16 protein-coding genes are annotated in these 18,238 nt (G+C 59.7%); 11 read left to right on the top strand and 5 right to left on the bottom strand.

Features of this window, described 5'->3' with window-relative positions; genetic code table 11:
* Positions 1-82: 82 nt before the first annotated feature.
* Positions 83-844, bottom strand: coding sequence for a flagellar basal body P-ring formation chaperone FlgA (gene flgA, locus ACA041_RS25215; protein WP_497438325.1), 762 nt, complete (start codon positions 842-844; stop codon positions 83-85).
* A gap of 81 nt (positions 845-925) precedes the next feature.
* On the opposite strand from flgA, the gene ACA041_RS25210 reads away from it, so the two are divergent.
* The 6 genes from ACA041_RS25210 to ACA041_RS25185 all read left to right on the top strand — a co-directional run bounded on the left by ACA041_RS25210 (position 926) and on the right by ACA041_RS25185 (position 6,210).
* A complete protein-coding gene (locus tag ACA041_RS25210; RefSeq protein ID WP_497438324.1) occupies positions 926-1,858 on the top strand; it encodes a chemotaxis protein CheV in 933 nt (310 codons plus the stop codon).
* Between the two features lie 46 nt (positions 1,859-1,904).
* On the top strand, positions 1,905-2,732 hold the full coding sequence (cheR, locus tag ACA041_RS25205) for a protein-glutamate O-methyltransferase CheR (protein WP_497438323.1): 828 nt from the start codon (positions 1,905-1,907) through the stop codon (positions 2,730-2,732).
* Between the two features lie 363 nt (positions 2,733-3,095).
* Positions 3,096-3,503: a flagellar basal body rod protein FlgB gene (flgB, locus tag ACA041_RS25200; RefSeq protein ID WP_497438322.1), complete on the top strand. Its 408-nt coding sequence runs from the start codon at positions 3,096-3,098 to the stop codon at positions 3,501-3,503.
* A 3-nt stretch (positions 3,504-3,506) separates the two neighbouring features.
* On the top strand, positions 3,507-3,950 hold the full coding sequence (flgC, locus tag ACA041_RS25195; protein ID WP_497438321.1) for a flagellar basal body rod protein FlgC: 444 nt from the start codon (positions 3,507-3,509) through the stop codon (positions 3,948-3,950).
* 15 nt (positions 3,951-3,965) lie between these two features.
* Entirely contained in the window at positions 3,966-4,688 is a 723-nt protein-coding gene (gene flgD, locus ACA041_RS25190; RefSeq protein WP_497438320.1) for a flagellar hook assembly protein FlgD, read from the top strand.
* A gap of 31 nt (positions 4,689-4,719) precedes the next feature.
* Entirely contained in the window at positions 4,720-6,210 is a 1,491-nt protein-coding gene (locus ACA041_RS25185) for a flagellar hook protein FlgE (protein WP_497438319.1), read from the top strand.
* A gap of 153 nt (positions 6,211-6,363) precedes the next feature.
* Here the strand turns inward: ACA041_RS25185 and ACA041_RS25180 are convergent, their stop codons facing one another.
* Positions 6,364-9,258: a ribonucleoside-diphosphate reductase subunit alpha gene (locus ACA041_RS25180; protein WP_497438318.1), complete on the bottom strand. Its 2,895-nt coding sequence runs from the start codon at positions 9,256-9,258 to the stop codon at positions 6,364-6,366.
* Between the two features lie 734 nt (positions 9,259-9,992).
* On the opposite strand from ACA041_RS25180, the gene ACA041_RS25175 reads away from it, so the two are divergent.
* Both ACA041_RS25175 and ACA041_RS25170 read left to right on the top strand, forming a co-directional pair.
* The gene (locus tag ACA041_RS25175; RefSeq protein WP_497438317.1) at positions 9,993-10,706 is read left to right on the top strand and encodes a response regulator; all 714 of its coding nucleotides are present in this window, start codon (positions 9,993-9,995) and stop codon (positions 10,704-10,706) included.
* Positions 10,703-12,313, top strand: coding sequence for an ATP-binding protein (locus ACA041_RS25170; RefSeq protein ID WP_497438316.1), 1,611 nt, complete (start codon positions 10,703-10,705; stop codon positions 12,311-12,313). Before ACA041_RS25175 ends, ACA041_RS25170 begins: the two co-directional genes overlap by 4 nt.
* Positions 12,314-12,384: 71 nt before the next feature.
* Here ACA041_RS25170 and ACA041_RS25165 read toward each other — a convergent pair whose 3' ends face one another.
* Together ACA041_RS25165 and ACA041_RS25160 are read right to left on the bottom strand one after the other, a co-directional pair.
* Positions 12,385-13,110, bottom strand: a complete 726-nt coding sequence (locus tag ACA041_RS25165; RefSeq protein ID WP_497442167.1) for a 4'-phosphopantetheinyl transferase family protein — start codon at positions 13,108-13,110, stop codon at positions 12,385-12,387.
* A 162-nt stretch (positions 13,111-13,272) separates the two neighbouring features.
* Positions 13,273-14,064, bottom strand: a complete 792-nt coding sequence (locus tag ACA041_RS25160) for a dienelactone hydrolase family protein (protein WP_497438315.1) — start codon at positions 14,062-14,064, stop codon at positions 13,273-13,275.
* Between the two features lie 146 nt (positions 14,065-14,210).
* Between ACA041_RS25160 and ACA041_RS25155 the strand changes: the two genes are divergently transcribed.
* The 3 genes from ACA041_RS25155 to ACA041_RS25145 all read left to right on the top strand — a co-directional run bounded on the left by ACA041_RS25155 (position 14,211) and on the right by ACA041_RS25145 (position 16,952).
* Positions 14,211-14,813, top strand: coding sequence for a hypothetical protein (locus ACA041_RS25155; RefSeq protein WP_497438314.1), 603 nt, complete (start codon positions 14,211-14,213; stop codon positions 14,811-14,813).
* Positions 14,814-14,931: 118 nt separating this feature from the next.
* Complete coding sequence (locus ACA041_RS25150; protein WP_497438313.1) at positions 14,932-15,609, top strand: response regulator; 678 nt, start codon at positions 14,932-14,934, stop codon at positions 15,607-15,609.
* Positions 15,606-16,952, top strand: coding sequence for an ATP-binding protein (locus ACA041_RS25145; protein WP_497438312.1), 1,347 nt, complete (start codon positions 15,606-15,608; stop codon positions 16,950-16,952). The genes ACA041_RS25150 and ACA041_RS25145 overlap by 4 nt, the downstream gene beginning before the upstream one ends.
* A gap of 157 nt (positions 16,953-17,109) precedes the next feature.
* On the opposite strand, the gene ACA041_RS25140 is transcribed toward ACA041_RS25145, so the two are convergent.
* Positions 17,110-18,108 carry an AraC family transcriptional regulator gene (locus ACA041_RS25140; RefSeq protein ID WP_497438311.1) on the bottom strand — a complete coding sequence of 333 codons (999 nt, stop codon included), beginning with the start codon at positions 18,106-18,108 and terminating at the stop codon, positions 17,110-17,112.
* Positions 18,109-18,238 lie beyond the last annotated feature (130 nt).

The raw sequence follows: 18,238 nt of genomic DNA, 5'->3' as shown, positions 1-18,238 counted from the left end.
TGCGCGCGTCAGCGCTTGCCCTGCCTGGAGCACAGTTTAGGTAACAGTCGAGTGGTGCGCCACATCTTCACTAACCAGAGCCCTACATGGCCACTTCCACCTGGCCTGGCGCGACAACCTGCGCCTTGATGACCCGCTGGGAGTTGAGGTTTTTCACTCGAATCTGTTCACGCAAGCCACCATTGGACAGGGCTTCACCCGGCATGCGCACGCTGAGCGTACCACTGCGGGCAGTTATCACTACCTGGTCGCCTTTGCTGATGACTTCAGCCTGTTCCATATGCACCAGGGTGATGACCTGGTCGGCGACCATTGGTCGGGTCAGTTTTTGCCCGATGGCCTGGTCGAGCGAGGTCAGGTAACCCTGATTGATCAGGCTAATGTCCCGCTCACGCAAAGTCACGTCTTGCGGCTCGACGATATCGGCGCGGCGCAGGGGCCGGGTGGTGGCCACAATGTCGCGAAACAGGCGCACTTGAGCGGGTACGAAGACCGTCCAGGGCGAACTGCCCTCGCAGCGCACCTTGACCGTTACCCGACCGAGCGGCCTGGCCGGGCTCTCGAGGGTCGCTGTCAATTCCTTGTCGCACATCGGCATGCGCAGGCGCGGATCGAGCTGATTGACCTGGATCTCGTAACGGCCTTCGGTTTGACTGGTCGCCAGATAGTCTTCTACGGTGAATTCAAGAAAGCCCTGGGTCACGCCGATAAGCATGTCAGGCAAGGTAACTGCGTCAGCAAGGGCAGGGCTGCCGGCGGTGAACAAGCACACGGCCGACATCGCACAGAGCACTCTGCGGTATGGTGATGTCAGGCGTCGGAAAAATGTCGGGTCTGTGTTCATAAGAGTTAAAAAGCAAGCGCCGTGCCGTTTAGTGATGAATGTGCGTCGCAACACACTTAGCGTTGGTGTAGGAGTCTGGGCATGGCTGGTGTAATGGATTCGGTAAACCAGCGCACGCAACTGGTAGGGCAGAATCGCCTTGAGCTGTTGTTGTTCCGTCTCGACGGCCAGCAGCTGTATGGAATCAACGTATTCAAGGTTCGTGAGGTGCTGCAATGCCCCAAGCTGACCCTGATGCCCAAATCCAATCCTGTCGTGTGCGGAGTGGCGAGTATTCGTGGGGCGACTATTCCGATTCTCGATCTGGCGATGGCGACCGGTTCCGGTCGGCTGAAAGATCAAAGCAATCCCTTCGTGATCATCACGGAGTACAACACCAAGACCCAGGGTTTCCTGGTGCGCTCGGTGGAACGCATCGTCAACATGAACTGGGAGGAGATCCATCCGCCGCCCAAGGGCACGGGACGCGATCATTACCTGACGGCGGTGACCCGGGTCGACAATCAGTTGGTGGAAATCATCGACGTCGAGAAAGTGCTGGCGGAAGTGGCGCCGACGCCGGAAGCGATTTCCGTCGGCGTGGTGGATGTCGAGACCCAGCACAAGGCGTTGTCCTTACGCGTGCTGACAGTCGATGACTCGTCGGTGGCGCGCAAGCAGGTCTCGCGTTGCCTGCAAACGGTCGGTGTCGAAGTGGTCGCGTTGAACGACGGTCGGCAGGCGCTGGACTACCTGCGCAAGCTGGTCGACGAGGGCAAGAAGCCGGAAGAAGAGTTCCTGATGATGATTTCCGACATCGAGATGCCGGAAATGGACGGGTACACGCTGACGGCCGAGATCCGCAACGACCCGCGCATGCAAAAGCTTCATATCATCCTGCATACTTCGTTGTCAGGTGTGTTCAATCAGGCGATGGTCAAGAAAGTCGGTGCCGATGACTTCCTGGCCAAATTCCGTCCTGATGACCTGGCCTCCCGGGTGGTCGACCGGATCAAGGCAGCAGATATCAGCTAGGGGCGTTTTGCCCCTGGCGGTTTACACGATTTAAGAGGCGGCATCTTTGTCTACGGGTAATTTGGATTTTGAACAGTTCCGGGTCTTCCTGGAAAAAGCCTGTGGCATTTTGCTCGGTGAAAACAAGCAGTACCTGGTCTCGAGCCGTCTCAACAAACTGATGGAACAGCAAGGCATCAAGTCCTTGGGTGAACTGGTGCAGCGCATCCAGACCCAGCCGCGCAGTGGCCTGCGTGAAATGGTGGTGGATGCCATGACGACCAACGAAACCCTGTGGTTTCGTGACACCTATCCGTTTGAAGTCTTGAAGAACAAGGTGCTGCCCGAAGCGATCAAGGCTGCCCCCGGCCAGCGCCTGCGGATCTGGTCGGCGGCGTGCTCGTCGGGCCAGGAACCCTATTCGCTGTCGATGTCCATCGATGAGTTCGAGCGGGTCAACCTGGGCCAGTTGAAGATGGGCGTGCAAATTGTTGCCACCGACCTGTCCGGGACCATGCTGAACAACTGCAAGACGGGCGAGTACGACAGCTTGGCCATTGGCCGCGGCCTGTCGCCGGAGCGCCTGCAGCGTTATTTCGATCCCAAGGGACCGGGACGCTGGGCCATCAAGGCGCCGATCAAGAGTCGGGTGGAGTTCCGCTCGTTCAACCTGCTGGACAGCTACGCGGCCCTCGGCAAGTTCGACATCGTGTTCTGCCGCAACGTGTTGATTTACTTCTCCGCCGAGGTGAAGAAAGACATCCTGTTGCGGATTCACGGGACGTTGAAGCGCGGTGGTTATCTGTTCCTCGGCGCGTCCGAAGCGCTGAACGGTTTGCCGGATCATTACCAGATGGTCCAGTGCAGTCCGGGGATTATTTACCAGGCTAAGTGATGGGGCGGTAGCAAAAAAAAGGGAGTCCTAGGGGCTCCCGTTTTTTTGCCTGCTCATTCCTCAAACCCACCACCCATCCCCTGTGGGAGCGAGCTTGCTCGCGATAGCGGAGTGTCAGGCGACGAAGATGTTGACTGACACGACGCCATCGCGAGCAAGCTCGCTCCCACAGGGTCAGGCGGTATTCTCCAGACCGTGTGAAGCGGCAGAAAAGCGGCAGCCAGCGGAAACCGGTTGCCGCTTTTCTGGCATTGCCGGCTTGCCCCCGCCCCTAAAGCCCCGGTTTACGGGCATTTCTGAATTTGGCATGACGCTTGCTATGTCCATTGTACGAAAAATCAGGTCACCCGAAGGTTTCCCGACATGAGCATCAGCTTCGATAAAGCGCTCGGTATCCACGAACAGGCCTTGGGCTTTCGCGCCAAGCGCGCCGAAGTCCTGGCCAACAACATCGCCAACGCCGACACCCCGAACTACAAGGCTCGGGATCTGGACTTCTCGAAGGTGCTCGCCGAGCAGAACGAAAAGACCAAGGGCGGTCATTTCGCCTTGAATATGACCAGCAGCCGGCATATCGAAGCCGAAGGCCTGGGCGATGGCGACGAGTCGCTGCTGTATCGCACGCCGATGCAAGCGTCGATCGACCAGAACACCGTGGACGCTCAGCTTGAGCAATCGGCCTATGCGCAAAACTCGGTCAACTTCCAGGCCAGTTTCACCCTGCTCAACAGCAAGTTCAAAGGGTTGATCTCAGCCCTTCGTGGAGAATGATTCATGTCCCTCGCCAGCGTTTTCAACATTGCCGGTAGCGGCATGAGTGCCCAGACCACTCGCTTGAACACCGTCGCCAGTAACATCGCCAACGCCGAGACGGTCTCGTCGAGCATCGACCAGACCTATCGCGCGCGTCACCCGGTGTTCGCCACCATGCTCCAGGGCAGCCAGAGTGGCGGCAGCGATTCGCTGTTCCAGGACCAGGGCGCGGCCGGCCAAGGCGTGCAAGTGCTGGGCGTGGTCGAAGACCAGAGCAATCTGGACGCACGTTACGAGCCCAACCACCCGGCCGCCGACGCCAAGGGCTACGTCTACTACCCCAATGTCAACGTGGTGGAAGAGATGGCTGACATGATTTCCGCGAGCCGTTCGTTCCAGACCAACGCCGAAATGATGAACACCGCCAAAACCATGATGCAGAAGGTTCTGACCCTCGGTCAGTGATAAGGGACGACTCAGATGAGTGTTATCGATACCACCAGTGGTCTGAACCTAAACGACATCCTGGCCAACTCCTCGATCAAGACCAACACCAATGCCGACGGCCTGGCCTCGGCAACGGGCAGCGCCACCGGCAAAAAAGCCCTGGGCAAGGATGCGTTCCTGCAGTTGCTGGTCACCCAGCTGAAAAACCAGAACCCGCTGGAGCCGCAGGACAACGGCGAGTTCGTCGCCCAGTTGGCGCAGTTCAGTAGCCTGGAGGGGATCACCACGCTCAACGACACCGTGACGGGCATTGCCGGCAACTACAACTCGTCCCAGGCATTGCAGGCTTCCTCGCTGGTGGGACGTTCGGTCGTCGCACCGGGCGACAAAGCCGTGGTCGACACCTCCAAGAGCATGACCGGTACGGTGGTGATCCCGGATTCAGTGGCCGGCGCCACCTTGAAGATCACTGACAAGGACGGCAAGGCCGTTCGCACCATCGACCTGGGCAGCCAGGCAGCCGGCAACGCCAGCTTCATCTGGGACGGCAAGGACGATGCCGGCAAAACGGTTGAGTCGGGCACTTACACCTTCGCCGCTTCGACCACCATCGATGACAAGGCTGTAGCGCTGATCACCCATCTGCCGGCCACCGTTAACAGCGTGACCATCAGCCAGACCGGCGGTGAGTTGATGCTCAACCTGGCCGGGTTGGGCAGCGTCGCCCTGTCCAAAGTACAAACCATTGGTATGTAGAGCCGACTAACACGGCACAACGGAGTGGAATATGTCTTTCAATATCGGCCTTAGCGGTCTCTATGCAGCCAACAAACAACTGGACGTGACCGGCAACAACATCGCCAACGTCGCCACCACCGGTTTCAAATCGTCCCGTGCCGAATTCCAGGACGTTTACTCGGCGAGCAAGCTGGGGACCGGCAGCAAGGCCGTCGGTAGCGGTGTGCGCCTGGCCAACGTTGCCCAACAGTTCACCCAAGGCGACATCAACAACACCGGCAACGTGTTGGACATGGGCATCAACGGTTCCGGCTTTTTCGTACTGAATGACAGCGGTTCGCTGTCCTACACCCGTGCCGGTACGTTCAAGGTCGACAAGGAAGGCTACGTTACCAACACCGACGGCTCTGCGCGTCTGCAGGGCTACGGTGTGGATGCCAACGGCAAGATTCAGAACGGTGTGTTGACCGACCTGCGCATCGATACGTCGAACCTGGCACCGAAAACTACCACCACCGTGTCGTCGACGATCAACCTGAACTCCACCGCTGACGTGATCGATCAGTCGATTGCCGCCAACAGGTTCGATCCGTCCAAGCAAGCCACCTTCACCAAGCAATTCAGCACCCCGGTTTTCGACAGCCAGGGTAACCAGCACGTCATGGATCAATACATGGTCAAGACGGGCCCCAATACGTGGGACACCTACACCCTGATCGATGGCCGCAACCCGGATGGTACCGACCCTGCTGTCGTTGCTATCCCTGCTACCCCTGAGATCCCTGCTGTTCCTGCTACTGCTGGCAGCCCTGCCATCCCTCCTAATCCTGCTATCCCTGGTGACCTTGGCACCCCTGCTGTTCCTGCTACCCCTGGTACCCCAGCCATCCCCGGAACCCCTGCTGTCCTTGCCAACCCTGCGATCCCTTCGACCATGACGTTCGATTCGAGCGGCAAGCTGGTTTCGGTCAGCACTCCGGTGACGCCGCCGACCACTCCACCCACCGCGACTCTCGGCAACGATCTGAAGATCACCGGCTGGACTCCGGGCACTGTGACCGCCGGCGTCTGGAAGCCTAACGGCGCCGCCGCCAGCCCGGAGGGCTTGACCATCTCCATGGGCAGCACGACGCAGTTCAACGCCGATACCGCGCGTTCGATTCCTGCGCAGAATGGTTACGCCACCGGCCAGATCACCAGCCTGACCATCGACCGCGGCGGTGTGTTGCTGGCCAACTTCAGCAACTACCAGACCAAGGCTATCGGTCAGATCTCGCTCGCCAGCTTCACCAATGAGCAAGGTTTGCAGCCTGTAGGCGGCTCCAGCTGGAAAGAAACCGATTCGTCGGGCATTCCAGGCTTCGATGCGCCGCAAAGCGGGACCCTGGGCATGATCGAATCCAACTCTCTGGAAGAGTCCAACGTCAACCTGACTAACGAACTGGTCGACTTGATCAAGGGTCAGAGCAACTACCAGGCGAATGCCAAGACCATCTCCACCCAGAGCACCATCATGCAGACCATTATTCAGATGGCGTGAAGTTGGCTGGCGGATAGCGTTTTACAAAGAGCCCCTCGGAAGAGGGGCTTTTTTGTCACCGGGATTTTGTGTCGGGCAAAAGAAAACCCCCGATAAGCCAGAGGCTCATCGGGGGTTTCAGGTAAAGCGCTTTTCGGCGCCTACCGGCTCAGCTTATTGGCAAGCTTCGCAATCCGGCTCGTCGATGGCGCAAGCCTTCGGCACTGGAGCAGGACCGGCAGGGGCTGCCAGGACCGAATCGTCACCGTGGTTGCCGCCGCTGGAAACAGCGTTCAACTTACCGGTGTTGATGGTCGACTTCTCGGTGCTGGTTGCGGCCAGGGCACGGAGGTAGTACGTGGTTTTCAGGCCACGGTACCAGGCCATGCGGTAGGTCACGTCCAGCTTCTTGCCCGAAGCGCCAGCGATGTACAGGTTCAGCGACTGAGCCTGGTCGATCCACTTCTGACGACGGCTTGCCGCGTCGACGATCCACTTGGTGTCCACTTCGAAAGCCGTCGCGTAGAGCGCTTTGAGCTCTTGCGGGATGCGCTCGATCTGTTGCACCGAACCGTCGTAGTACTTCAGGTCGTTGATCATGACCGAGTCCCACAGACCGCGAGCCTTCAGGTCGCGAACCAGGTACGGGTTGATCACGGTGAATTCGCCCGACAGGTTCGATTTCACATAAAGGTTCTGGTAGGTCGGTTCGATCGACTGCGACACGCCAGTGATGTTGGCGATGGTGGCGGTCGGTGCGATGGCCATGATGTTGGAGTTACGAATGCCTTTCTGCACACGGGCGCGAACCGGTGCCCAGTCCAGGGATTCGTTCAGGTCGACATCGATGTACTGCTGGCCACGTTGCTCGATCAGGATCTGTTGCGAGTCCAATGGCAGGATGCCCTTGGACCACAGCGAACCCTGGAACGTCTCGTAGGCGCCGCGCTCATCGGCGAGGTCGCAGGAAGCCTGGATCGCGTAGTAGCTGACCGCTTCCATCGACTTGTCGGCGAACTCGACGGCAGCGTCGGAACCGTAAGGAATGTGCTGCAGGTACAGCGCGTCCTGGAAGCCCATGATGCCCAGGCCGACCGGACGGTGCCTGAAGTTGGAGTTCTTCGCTTGCGGCACCGAGTAGTAGTTGATGTCGATCACGTTATCGAGCATGCGCACGGCGGTGTTCACGGTGCGTTGCAGCTTGGTGGTGTCCAGCTTGCCGTTGACGATGTGGTTCGGCAGGTTGATCGAGCCCAGGTTGCAAACGGCGATTTCGTCCTTGTTGGTGTTCAAGGTGATCTCGGTGCACAGGTTCGAGCTGTGGACCACGCCGACGTGCTGCTGCGGGCTGCGCAGGTTGCACGGGTCTTTGAAGGTCAGCCATGGGTGGCCGGTTTCAAACAGCATGGACAGCATTTTGCGCCACAGGTCTTTGGCCTGGATGGTCTTGAACAGCTTGATCTTGCCCGGGTACTGGGACAGGGCTTCGTAGTACTCGTAGCGCTCTTCGAAGGCCTTGCCGGTCAGGTCGTGCAGGTCCGGCACTTCGGATGGCGAGAACAGGGTCCACTGACCGTCATCGAAGACGCGCTTCATGAACAGGTCAGGGATCCAGTTGGCGGTGTTCATGTCGTGGGTACGACGACGATCGTCACCGGTGTTCTTACGGAGTTCGATGAACTCTTCGATGTCCATGTGCCAGGTTTCCAGGTAGGCACAGACAGCGCCTTTGCGCTTGCCACCCTGGTTGACGGCAACGGCGGTGTCGTTCACCACTTTCAGGAACGGCACGACGCCCTGGGATTTGCCGTTGGTGCCCTTGATGTACGAGCCCAATGCACGCACCGGGGTCCAGTCGTTGCCCAGGCCACCGGCGAATTTGGACAACATGGCGTTGTCGTGAATCGCGTGGTAAATGCCCGACAGGTCGTCCGGCACGGTGGTCAGGTAGCAGCTCGACAGCTGTGGACGCAGGGTGCCAGCGTTGAACAGGGTCGGGGTCGAGGACATGTAGTCGAAGGACGACAACAGGTTGTAGAACTCGATCGCACGGTCTTCTTTGTTCTGCTCTTCGATCGCCAGGCCCATGGCCACGCGCATGAAGAAAATTTGCGGCAGTTCGAAACGGATACCGTCCTTGTGGATGAAGTAACGGTCGTACAGGGTTTGCAGGCCCAAGTACGTGAACTGCTGATCGCGCTCGTGGTTGATCGCCTTGCCGAGTTTTTCCAGGTCGAAGGTGGCCAGGACCGGGTTCAGCAATTCGAATTCGATACCCTTGGCGATATAGGCTGGAAGCGCCTTGGCGTACAGGTCGACCATTTCATGGTGGGTCGCGCTCTCGGCGACTTCCAGGAAGTTCAGGCCTTCGGCACGCAGGGTGTCCATCAGCAGGCGCGCGGTCACGAACGAGTAGTTCGGTTCGCGTTCAACCAGGGTACGGGCGGTCATCACCAGGGCGGTGTTGACGTCGGTCAGGGCCACGCCGTCATACAGGTTTTTCAGGGTTTCGCGCTGGATCAGGTCGCCGTCGACTTCTTCCAGGCCTTCGCACGCTTCGGTGACGATGGTGTTCAGGCGGCCCATGTCCAGGGGCGCAAAGGTGCCATCGGCGCGGGTGATGCGGATCGACGGGTGAGCGTTGACTGCTTCTTCGGCCGGTGCGTGGGCAGCGCGTTCTTTCGAACGACCATCACGGTAGATCACGTAGTCGCGCGCCACTTTCTGCTCGCCGGCACGCATCAGGGCCAGTTCGACCTGGTCCTGGATTTCTTCGATGTGGATGGTGCCGCCCGAAGGCATGCGACGCTTGAAGGTCGCGGTGACTTGTTCGGTCAGGCGGGCAACGGTGTCGTGGATTCGTGACGAGGCGGCAGCGGTACCGCCCTCAACTGCGAGGAACGCTTTGGTGATAGCGACGGTGATCTTGTCATCGGTATAAGGAACGACAGTGCCGTTACGCTTGATCACGCGCAGCTGACCAGGCGCGGTGGCGGACAGATCCGAAGTCGAATCAGCGGCCTGCGGCAAGGTACCCTGCGGGTTCTCGCGAGTTGTGTCGGTTTGCATGGGGGGTTGTCTCCACATTCTCTATGTTTGTTTGGGCACCATCACGGTGCCCACCGTTCTGTCCTGAAGCACTACAACCGACAGGCGTCGGGCATAACAACTTCGGGACAGTAGGAAAAAAGGCTAATGGTGCCGCTTCCTTGCCGAAGTCTTTGGCTGCGAGCCTGGGCTCAAAACCGGATTCCTTTCAGGGTGACAGTAATGACTGCAACACCCGTACCGTTCTGGCCGTTCTGGCCTGAAAAAACGGTGCCATCCGCTAGTGCGGTTTGGGCTTGTAAAATCATGCTTGGTTCAACCATTAACAGGCAATAAAGCGCTTGAGTTTCTGGTCTGAAATGTGGTTGGGCTTTTTAGCAAAAACCCTACATGTAGGGTTTTTTTCGCGCAGTGCTACAAGATAATGCGTTTCTAGGGGTGTTGCAACGTACTGCCTGTGGATAAACCTGTGCGTAAATTGTGTGTGAAAGGCGCATCGAGCGTGTAAGCCGCGACGCTGCTGGAGCGGACCGTTTTGGATCGATTTTCAATGATTGAAAACAGTCGTTTGGATTTTTAAGGGCGCGAACCCTATCACAAAAAACCGGCTTGTCCGAACGCATTTACCAGCTTGTGTTCTCGGCGAGCGGCGTTTATACCATCGGCCAGTGCAGACGCATTTTTATCCGCCCTGATCATTACAAAAAGACGGGTGGTTCCTCCTTATTTCGAGTTGTTGGCAAGCAGAGGTCACCGTGGAGCAAGAAGCCTGGCAGGTATTGATTGTGGAGGACGACCAGCGTCTGGCCGAATTGACCCGCGAATACCTGGAGGCCAACGGTCTGCGTGTGTCGATCGAAGGCAACGGCGCCTTGGCTGCGGCGCGCATCATCAATGAGAAACCGGATCTGGTCATTCTGGACTTGATGTTGCCTGGCGAGGATGGCCTGAGCATCTGCCGCAAGGTCCGCGATCGTTTTGATGGCCCGATCCTGATGCTCACGGCCCGCAGCGACGATACCGATCAAATTCTGGGCCTGGACCTGGGCGCCGACGATTATGTCTGCAAACCGGTGCGCCCACGCTTGCTGCTGGCGCGCATCCAGGCATTGCTGCGGCGCAGTGAAGTGCCCGAAGCAACCCCGGAAAAGCTCCGGCGCCTGCAGTTCGGTCCGCTGGTGGTGGACAATGCCTTGCGCGAAGCCTGGCTCAATGACAAAGGCATCGAGCTGACCAGCGCCGAGTTCGACCTGCTGTGGCTGCTGGTGGCCAACGCCGGGCGCATTCTGTCCCGGGAGGAAATATTCACCGCGTTGCGTGGCATCGGCTATGACGGCCAGGATCGCTCCATCGATGTGCGCATCTCGCGTATCCGCCCCAAGATTGGCGACGACCCGGAGCACCCGCGGCTGATCAAGACCATCCGCAGCAAAGGCTATTTGTTCGTCCCAGAGGCCTGCACCCTGTGAATTCGATCTTCCTGCGCATCTATGGTGGCATGTGCGCGGCGTTGATTCTTGTGGCGGTACTGGGCGTACTGGCGTTGCACATGCTCAACGAGGTGCGCAGCGAGCAATACCGTGAACGCCTGGCCCATGGCACGTTTTCGCTGATGGCCGACAACCTGCAACCGATGAACCAGACCGAGCGCCACCGAGCCCTGCTGGTGTGGGAGCGACTGCTGGGGATTCCCCTGGCGCTGAAGACCTTCGATCAGACCGGCCTCGACCTCACGCAACGCACCCGTGTGCTGCGCGGTCAGGCTCTGGTGGAGCAGACCGGTCCGCACGCGGCGAAGGTTTACCGCCTGGTCAGCGACAAGGAGCAGTTGGTGCTGACAGGCGAGGTGCAGCAGATCAGCGAGCAATTGGCGCGCGCGACCATTTACCTGCTGGCGGATGAACTGGTGCGCGTCCCGGTGGCCGAGCAGCCCAGGCGCCTGGCGCAATTAAAGAAAGAGAAGGGCTTCGGCTTTGATCTGCAGCTGGTCACGGTCGATCAGGCCGACATGGACGAAGACCAGAGCCGCCGGGTGTCCGAAGGCGATACGGTAATGGCCCTGGGCAAGGGCGGCGACTCGATCCGCGTGTTTGCCGGCATGGTCGGCACGCCCTGGGTATTGGAGATCGGCCCGCTGTATCAGATGAATCCTTATCCGCCGCAATGGCTGGTGCTGATCGCGGCCCTGGGTTTGAGCCTGATCGGTTTGATCGTCTATTTATTGGTGCGCCAGTTGGAGCGCCGCTTGCGAGGCCTGGAAGCCGCGGCCACGCGCATCGCCAAGGGCAGCCTGGAAACCCGGGTGCCGGCACGCGGCGCGGACTCGGTGGGGCGCCTGGCCTCGGCGTTCAACGGCATGGCCGAGCACTTGCAGCAATTGCTGGCGATTCAGCGCGAACTGGTGCGTGCCGTGTCCCATGAGTTGCGCACACCGGTGGCACGCCTGCGCTTTGGCCTGGAAATGATCGGTTCGGCCACTACCGCACAAGCGTTGGAAAAATACTGCGAGGGCATGGACCGCGACATCGAGGATCTCGATCGACTGGTGGACGAGATGTTGACCTATGCACGGCTGGAGCAGGGCTCGCCAGCGTTGAATTTCCAGCGAGTCGATCTGGATGCCTTGGTCAATCAGGTGATCGAGGAGCTGGCACCGCTGCGCGCTGAAGTCACGGTGCGGCGCGGTCTGTGCCTGTCGGCAGCCGATTGCGACAACGCCTGGGTCGAGGCCGAGCCACGCTACTTGCACCGGGCGTTGCAGAATCTGGTGAGCAACGCCATGCGCCACGCTCAATCGCAGGTGACCGTCAGCTATCAGGTGGGGCAGCAGCGCTGTCGGGTGGATGTCGAGGATGACGGGCCGGGCGTGCCGGAAACGTCGTGGGAGAAGATTTTCACTCCGTTCCTGCGCCTGGATGACAGCCGCACCCGTGCCTCGGGCGGGCATGGGTTGGGGTTGTCCATCGTGCGACGGATCATCCATTGGCATGGCGGGCGTGCGCTGATCAGCAAGAGCAAGAGTCTGGGTGGGGCTTGTTTCAGCTTGAGTTGGCCGCGCAATCAGGAGAAGCGTTGAGATCTTTGTTGCTTTTGAGGGCCTCTTCGCGAGCCTGCTCGCGAAGAGGCCCTGTAAGACCCTGAAAATATTCAGGCCTTGATACTGACCAGACTCAACAACTGCCCATCCATCACCGCAAACTGCGCATCCAGCTCGGTCCCGCTACACCATTCACTGGACAAATCCATCAGCAATCGCAGCCGTACCTCACCGCTTTCGCTCCACTCCAGCACTTCAGCATGTTCAAAATAGAACCGCTGCTGCACGATCGGATACAGCGCCTTGAACAGGCTTTCCTTCACCGAAAACGTCAACGTCACCAGCAGTGCCAGCTGATCCCGACAGCCTGCACTCATGCGCTGCAACTCCGGCGCGGTGAGGATTTCCCCGGCCAGGCGTTCGGCCCGGTCAGGAGCGAGCAGGTTTTCCAGATCCATGCCCAGCCCGCGCCAGTGGGCTTTCTTCGCAACAATCGCCGCGGCCCGTCCGCTGCTGTGGGTGATCGAACCGGTGATGTGTGACGGCCACACCGGTGCCCGGTCCTCACCAATGGGCGGGGTAAAACTCAGGCCTTCCAGGGCTTGCAATGCCGCTCGAGCGCAGACCCGTCCGGCGAGAAACTCTGCCTGGCGCTTAGCGACCGAGCGCTGGATGCTGGCCGGGGGCTCGATCGCGCAGCGTTGAAAGTCATCGCTGGCCAGTTGCGCGGTATCGAAGTGGGTGCCCAACAGGACCGTATCGGGCAGCACCAAGGGCAGCGGCCAATGGGCATCGAGCGGGGTGCAGCAGGCGGGTAGGGCGGGGGCGCAATTCATGTCGGGCATTTTGCCGGGTTGCCTGGGTGCTGGGTAGTGCCAAGGTTGAGATTGCGGGGAGGCCATTCGCGAGCAGGCTCGCTCCCACAGGATCCTCGGTGTGGCAAAGATCCAATGTGGGAGCGGGCTTGCTCGCGAACGGCAGCGCCGCGGTCTACCTGATCAACCAAAGATCTTCTTGAAGAACGCCTGCATGTCCGCCCAGGATTTTTCATCCGCTTCCTTGCTGTAGCCGATGTCCGGCCCGCCGTGACCGGTATGGCCGAGACGATCCGCCTCGGGGTTGCTGAACCCATGCTTGGCGCCTTCAAGCGTGACGAATTGATAGTCGGCACCGGCCTTGTCCATCTCGGCCTTGAACGCCGCCACGTTATCCTGGGTGATCATACTGTCCAGAGCGCCATGCTCGACGAGGATTTTCGCCTTGACGCTGCCGGGCGTTGCCGGTGTCTTGGTCGCCAACGCGCCGTGGAAACTCACCACGCCCGCCAGTGGCAAGCCCTGACGTGCCGCGTTCAACACCACCCCGCCACCGAAGCAATAACCGATGGCCGCCATTTTGGCCGGATCGGTTTGTGGCTGTTTCTTCAACAGGTCGAGACCGGCCTGGAAGCGTGCGCTGGACGCCGCACTGTCTTTCGATGCCGCCTGCATGAAGGCCATGGCGTCCTTCGGATGGTCGGTGTTCTTGCCATCGCCATACATGTCGATGGCCAGGGCGCTATAACCCAGGCCGGCCAGATCCCGTGCGCGACGCTTGGTGTATTCGTTAAGCCCCCACCATTCATGCACCACGACCACGCCCGGGCGTTGACCCTTGATGGCGTCGTCGTAGGCGTAATAACCGATCAGCCGGGTGCCGTCGGTACTTTGATAAGGGATTTCCTGGGTCTTGATGGCGGCTTGGGTCAGCCCGCTGACGGCCAGCAAGAAGAGAGCGATGAGCATACGCATGATCGGAACTCCTGCAAGAAAGTCATTGAACAGTTGGGTGAGTCTGGTTCAGCTCAGGTTAAGCGCGTGTTCAGGGAGAGTTCAGGGTGGGGTCAGTAATCTTGCCCCGTAGCCAAACAACACGTAACTCACGAGGAGTTTCACCCATGACTGGATTCAAAAAACTGCTTCTGGCATTCACCGTAATGGGCGCGAGCACGGCAGCATTCGCCTCCGACGACATGTTCACCGGTCTTACTTATGGACAGACCAGCGACAAGGTCAAAAAGTCCCGCGCCTTGAGCGATAACCTCGACCGCCCGAACGCCAACGGCGTGATCGACAAGGATAATACCTGGGGCGTGCGCTTGGGCCGGCAAAACAACCAGGGCCGCTACTACGCCACTTACGACAATGTGTCGGGGTCGCACAATGGCATTAAACTGCGTCAGGAAAACGTGCTGGGCAGCTACGATCTGTTCTACCCGGGCGGTGGCAGCACCAAGCTGTTCGGCGGCGTCTCGGCGGGGTTGACCAAAGTGAGTCAGGAATCGACAGGCTTCAGCCGCGACACCAACGTCGGTTACACCTATGGTGCGCAGGGGGGCGTTTTGCAACAGGTTTCGCAAAACACGTCGGTTGAACTGGGTTACCGTTACCTGCGCACCAATGCCAGCACCGAGATGCGCGACCACAGCGGCAGCAAACAGGGTTCGCTGGGCATGAACAGCAGTTCCCAGGCGTACATCTCCGCTAATTACGCTTTCTGACAAGCGTTCGCGACAGGCCGGCACCGGATCAACCCAGGAGGCTGATCCGGCGTCGCCCTGTCAGTTATCGAGGTGCGTCGTTCATGTCTCAAGATGTTGATTTGCCCGGGAGGGCGTTATGAAACTGCTGGTCGTCGAAGATGAAGCGCTGTTGCGCCATCACCTGCAAACCCGCCTGACGGATAGCGGCCATGTGGTCGAGTCCGTGGCCAACGCCACCGAAGCGCTGTATCAGACCGGGCAGTTCAACCATGATCTGGCGGTCATCGATCTCGGGTTGCCGGGCATGGACGGGCTGGACCTGATCCGTCAGCTGCGCTCGCAGGGCAAGACCTTTCCGATACTGATTCTCACCGCACGCGGCAATTGGCAGGACAAGGTCGAAGGCCTGGCGGCCGGGGCGGACGACTATGTGGTCAAGCCGTTCCAGTTCGAAGAGCTGGAGGCGCGGCTCAACGCCTTGCTGCGTCGCTCCAGCGGTTTTACCCAGTCAACGATTGTGGCCGGGCCGCTGCTGCTCGACCTCAATCGCAAGCAGGCGTCCCTCGACAAACAACCGCTGGCGCTGACCGCGTATGAGTACCGGATTCTCGAGTACCTGATGCGCCATCACCAGCAGGTGGTGCCCAAGGACCGCCTGATGGAGCAGCTTTACCCCGATGACGACGAGCGCGATCCGAACGTGATCGAAGTGCTGGTCGGCCGTCTGCGCCGAAAGCTGGAGGGACCCGCGGGCTTCAAGCCAATCGAAACCGTGCGTGGGCTCGGTTATCTGTTCAATGAGCGCTGCACTTGATCCGTTCTCTTCGCATTCGGCTGATGCTCGCCGCCACGATCCTGGCGGTATTGTTCATGCTGGCATTGCTGCCGGCGATGCAGGGCGCGTTCAGCCTGGCGCTGCAGGATGCCATCGAGCAGCGCCTGGCGTCGGACGTCACTACCTTGATCTCCGCCGCACGGGTAGAGAACAACCGCTTGCAAATGCCGGCACAACTGCCTGATGAACGTTTCAACCTGGCCGACGGCCGTTTGCTCGGTTACATCTACAACCGCGAAGGTCGCCTGGTCTGGCGCTCGAAAGACACCCTCGAAGAGAACATCAACTACAAACCCCGTTACGACGGACACGGTAACGAGTTCGCGAGGATTCGCGAGGATAATGGCCAGGAATTCTTCGTCTATGACGTTGAGGTCAAACTGCTCGGCGGCAAAAGCGCGGCGTTCAGCTTCGTCGCGCTGCAACCGCTGCGCGAGTACGAAATCACCCTTGAAGGCCTGCGGGAAAACCTCTATCTGGGCTTCGGCGCGGCCCTGCTGGTGTTGCTGGCGTTGCTGTGGGCCGGTCTGACCTGGGGCTTGCAGGCGTTGCGCCGGTTGAGTCAGGAACTGGACGAGATCGAAAGTGGCACCCGCGAAAGCCTCAGCGAACAACACCCCAGCGAACTGCTGCGTCTGACCGGCTCCCTGAACCGCTTGCTGCACAGCGAGCGCGACCAGCGCCGCCGCTATCGTGATTCCCTGGATGATCTGGCCCACAGTCTGAAAACCCCGCTGACAGTGCTGCAAGGTGTCAGCGAGGACATGGCCCGGCGGCCGGAGGATCGCGATCAGGCCTGGGTCCTGCAAACCCAGATCGAGCGCATGAGCCAGCAGATCGGTTACCAGCTGCAGCGCGCCAGCCTGCGCAAAAGCGGTCTGGTGCGCCATCAGGTGCGCTTGCGCCCGGTCTTGCAAAGCCTTTGCGACACCTTGGACAAGGTCTATCGCGACAAGCAGGTGCGGGTGACCATCGATTTGCCGGAGCGCTGTCATGTGCCGATCGAGCAGGGCGCCTTGCTGGAGATGATGGGCAATCTGCTGGAGAACGCCTACCGCCTGTGTCTGGGCGAAGTGCGCATTAGTGTGCGCGAGACTGCCGATGATATCGAGTTATGCGTGGAGGACGACGGCCCCGGCGTGCCGCCGGATCAGCGCGCGCGGATTCTGCAGCGCGGCGAACGTCTTGACCGCCAGCATCCGGGGCAGGGCATTGGCCTGGCGGTGGTCAAGGACATCATCGAAAGCTATGGCGCGAAGCTGACTCTGGATGATTCACCCTTGGGTGGGGCGGCGTTCCGGGTTCAGTTTCCGGTTGTTTGATTGGGTTTTCGGTGTGCTTTCGGGCATATTCGCGAGCAGGCTCGCTCCCACAGTGGTCCGGTGTGAGCGCCAATTTGTGTTTATCCGAGATTTCCTGTGGGAGCGAGCCTGCTCGCGAAGAGGCCCGCCCAACCACCACAAAATCATAAGCTTGCCCTCAATTCTCCTGCGCGCGGTAAGCCCCAGGCGTCAACCCCGTCCATTTCTTGAACGCCCGATGAAACGCCGAAGGCTCGGAAAACCCCAGCTGCTCGGCAATCTGTTGCAGCGACAGATCCGCTCGCCCCAAGTGATAAATCGCAATGTCCCGGCGCAACTGGTCCTTGAGTTCCTGAAAGCTCGAACCCTCTTCACGCAAGTGCCGTCGTAGCGTCTGCGGGCTGATGTGCAGGTGTGCGGCCACCGTTTCCAGGTCTGGCCAGCATGAACTGTCGCGGCTGAGCAAACGGCGTAGCTGGCTGCTCAGGCTGTCGCCGTCATCCGGGCGCGACAGCAGGTCGGCGGGGGACCGCTCGAGGAAATGCTTGAGGGTTCGTTCGTCCTGCAACAGCGGCATGCTCAGGTAGCGGCTGTGAAACACCAGGCTGCTCTGTATTGTCTTGAACTGCAGCGGGCAGGAAAACAGCAAATCGTATTCCGCACCGTGTTCGGGTCTTGGATAGCTGAAGGTTGCCTGCTCGAGGCGAATGCGCTGGCCGATCATCCAGCTGCCGAGCCGGTGCCAGATCACCAGCAGGCTTTCGCTGAGAAAATGGTCCGGGTCCCACAGCTGCGAATCATCCAGGGTCAGGCGCACCCATTCGTCTTCGCGGGTCAGGTTCAGGCGCGGAGCACCGGGGAATAATCTATAAAACAAGAGGCCGCGATTGAGTGCTCTTTCCAGGTTGCGGCAATGAATCACCGCATGACACATCATCGCGAAGCTGCCTGGTTTGCTCGGGGCCGGCCCGAAACCCAGGTACTCGTCATCCAGTGCCAGCCACAGTTCCTGAATTAACCGGGTGAACTGTTCGGGCGCGAGGCGCGCACGCGGCTCATCGAGCAATTCGGGGCTGATACCCAACTGCTGCAACAGGGTCGAATAGTCGTATCCACGCCGCCGCGCACCCCCCAGGGCGGCGCGGGCGAAATGACTGGCGATGGTGCGTTCGCGCATGGGGCAGGTCCGTCTATTGAGCAGCGAATGGTAGCCGGAGCCGCCGCAGACCAACAAGGCGGATATCCGCCAAATTGCAGGACGCGTTTTGGCTGATTGGCGGGATTCCGCCACGCGAAGGTCACTGTTC

The sequence above is a fragment of the Pseudomonas sp. LBUM1676 genome, assembly GCF_059695605.1.
Note: the sequence above shows the minus strand (reverse complement) of the source record. Positions and strands in the feature narration are given on the sequence as shown.